The sequence below is a fragment of the Mycobacterium sp. genome (genome assembly GCF_040398885.1).
In the GTDB taxonomy this organism is placed as follows: Bacteria; Actinomycetota; Actinomycetes; order Mycobacteriales; family Mycobacteriaceae; genus Mycobacterium.
Map to the genome: position 1 here is coordinate 1 of NZ_JBBATF010000251.1, position 2,789 is coordinate 2,789.

The following is a 2,789-nucleotide window of genomic DNA, read 5'->3' on the forward strand; positions in this document are numbered from 1 at the left end:
GTAGTTCACTGCTGCTCGATCTCGACGGTGTGGTTGTCGAGTCGGTGCAGCGCCTTTCGGGCGGCACCCGGCTGGTGGTGGTGCGCACCACCCCGGAGTGGGGTGGGATCCGCCCGGAGTGCGGACAGCGCTCCACCCGGTCGAAGGGCTGGGTAGTGACCTCGCCGCGTGATGTGCGGGTCGGCCCTGACGGCCCCGTGTTGCGGTGGCGGAAGCGAAAGGTGCTGTGCCCCTGCATAGTCTGGGGGCGCAAGGTGTTCACCGAAGCCGTTCCTGCTGTAGCGGCGCGGACGCGGGTCACACCGCGGGCCCGCCTCGACGAGGGCCACCCGATTGCGGTCGGCATCTTCAACTCTGCACCAGGGCAACATCATTCATTTTCACCTTCGGCGTGATCCGGCCGCAACCGGTCAGAATCAGGCGCAATCGGCTGAGCGAAGACGAATTCTCTAAAGACCTTTACCTATGAAGCATCGGCCAGATCCACCGCTAGCGGGATGTGGTCGGACAGTCCGGAGTCGATCCAGTCCTGCTTCGACCCTGCGTTGACATCGCGCAGTCGCGGCAGCCAGGCCTCGGGGATGAAGGCGTAGTCGATGTGATAGGTCTTGGCGCCGGCTCCACGCCAGTGCAGTGTCGGGGTGCTCTCGGCGCCCTGCGCCTCACCGAAGTGGTGGTGATAGGCGCTGGCCAGGCCCGCCCGCTTGGCCGCGTCGAGGGTGCGGGCGTGCCGTTTGGCGTGGGGCATGTCGGCATCCCAGGACACGTTGTGGTTGAAATCCCCGGCCAAGATTGTCGGGCCCGCACTGTCGTTCCCATATATGTTCAGCGCGGCCGCCGGCTGGGGATTGGACTGCGGGAAGGTCTTGATGTTGGAGGCGCGGTGATTCATCGCCCAGACCGCGATCAACGAAAACGGAAGCGGCCCGGCGATATCGGCCAGAACCACCCACTCCATCATCGGCTCGACCGGTCGGGTGGCCTGAATCCGATAGTCCCCGAACGTCATCACCGCCAGACCCTTGTCGGGGTTCCTGGGTGGCTCGGGGACCTTGCCGGCCCAGGCCATCGACGTCCACGGCGCCGGGCCCGGATACTTCGACGTCAGCGTGCTTTCCGCGGCGCATTCCGAGAGCACGAGCACGTCTGGCCGCAGCCGATCCAGCACCGTGTCGAGCTTCCGATGAACGGCCATGTTGGCGTTCCACACGACCAAACGCATCCGGCGATCCTATACAACTCACGGGTGTGCAACGTCCCCGAAGTATGCGGGGAGACTCCGGAATGGCTGGTGAAAGGGCCTCGTGTCAGACGGCGCGGCAAAGGCAGATCATTCGCGTCGAAGTCTTGGCCGACCCGGCCGAAATGTTCTGTGCGCCATGCACCTGACTATTGGGCACGACATCTGCTGACGCACCGGGTTCCCCTCCGGATTCTCCGCGGGTCTGTTTGAATTGGGATGCTGATTTCAACGGGGGAATGTTTGCCTTCGAAGCAGTCAGCGAACCAGAGGACACAGAGGGGTGGGGCTATGTCGGCGATGTCGGCGTCAATGTTCGTGGGACGGGTCGGCGGCTTAGCCACCGCCCTCGGGATTGGTGTTGTGGTCGGAGGTATTGGTCTGGCGGTGGCCGCTGCCGATCCGGAGGACTCCTCGGACTCATCAGGCCGCACCCGCACCGCGGCCGCCGCATCCCATCCGGGAACGGCGGGGCCGGCGGCACAGTCTCGCGCTACTCGCTCCCCGCTCCGCGACCCAGCGACCGCACCGGCCCCCGGGCGCTCCCGCCAACACTCCGCAATCCACAGTTCCTCGGTAGCCCCGGCGTCCACCGTGTCAGTTCCGAAGGCAGGCCGAGAGGCGATCCTTTCCGACGGCGCCGAGACCCATGCGGCGCCGACAGTCGGGGTCACCGCACGGGTAGCGCCGGGACCGCACCCGCTGCCAACCAGTCGACGGGCTCTCGAGGACATTGCAAGCCCCGCCCCGGCGTCGGCGTCGCTCACCGGTGACCCCCTGCCTGGCCCCGCTGGTGGATTGTCTTTCGAAAATGTTGGAGAACCCGACCCGGCTGCGGGCGAAAGCGTTTCGCCTCCGGCGTCGGCGGCTGGCTTGACGGCGGGAGGATGGGCGCGGCCCTTGTTCGGCAACGGCACCGCTGAGCACCCCGATGGCGGTCTGTTGTTCGGCAACGGCTACAGCTGGGACGCCGCCAGCTGTCCTTCGACGGCGTGCAATGGCGGCAACGGCGGGATGATCGGCAACGGCGGGCACGGGTACGGCGGCGGTGACGGCGGCAATGGCGGCCCGCTGATCGGTAACGGCGGCAATGGCGGTAACGGCGGCCCGCAACTCCTCAGTGGCGGCAACGGCGGCAACGGCGGACTTCTCTTCGGCATCGGCGGCAACGGGGGCGCGGGTTACAGCGCTCTGGGGGCCGGGTTCAGCGGAGGTAACGGCGGGAGGGGCGGAAACGGCGGTCTGTTCGGCGGCACCGGCGGCAACGGGGGGAATGGCGGCACCGGCGCTCTGGGCGGATCTGGAAGCGGTAGCTACACAGTCATCGCCACCGTTCCCGTCGGGACCGCACCTCGCGGGGTGGCGATCACACCGGATGGTGCCAGCGTCTACGTCGCCAACCTGAGCAGCAACAGTGTTTCGGTGATCGACGCGGCCACGAACACAGTGTCCACGACGATCCCGGTGGGCGACAGTTCATACAACGGTGTCTACGACGTCGCGGTCAGCCCGGACGGCCGCCGCGCCTACGTCACCAATAACACCCCGT

General features: G+C 66.8%; 2 protein-coding genes and 1 pseudogene. 2 read left to right on the forward strand and 1 reads right to left on the reverse strand.

Features of this window, described 5'->3' with window-relative positions; genetic code table 11:
- A pseudogene (locus ADBZ5U_RS15585) lies at positions 1–338 on the forward strand (transposase family protein); the annotation flags it as partial.
- 125 nt (positions 339–463) lie between these two features.
- Here ADBZ5U_RS15585 and ADBZ5U_RS15590 read toward each other — a convergent pair.
- On the reverse strand, positions 464–1,222 hold the full coding sequence (locus ADBZ5U_RS15590) for an endonuclease/exonuclease/phosphatase family protein (RefSeq protein ID WP_526811708.1): 759 nt from the start codon (positions 1,220–1,222) through the stop codon (positions 464–466).
- Positions 1,223–2,113: 891 nt separating this feature from the next.
- On the opposite strand from ADBZ5U_RS15590, the gene ADBZ5U_RS15595 reads away from it, so the two are divergent.
- Positions 2,114–2,789, forward strand: a 676-nt coding sequence (locus tag ADBZ5U_RS15595) for a YncE family protein (protein WP_526811710.1), incomplete at its 3' end; no start/stop codon positions are given.

Excerpts from the sequence above, each read along its gene's own strand:
- ADBZ5U_RS15590 (WP_526811708.1), bottom strand. The coding sequence starts at position 1,222 with ATGCGTTTGGTCGTGTGGAACGCCAACATGGCCGTTCATCGGAAGCTC.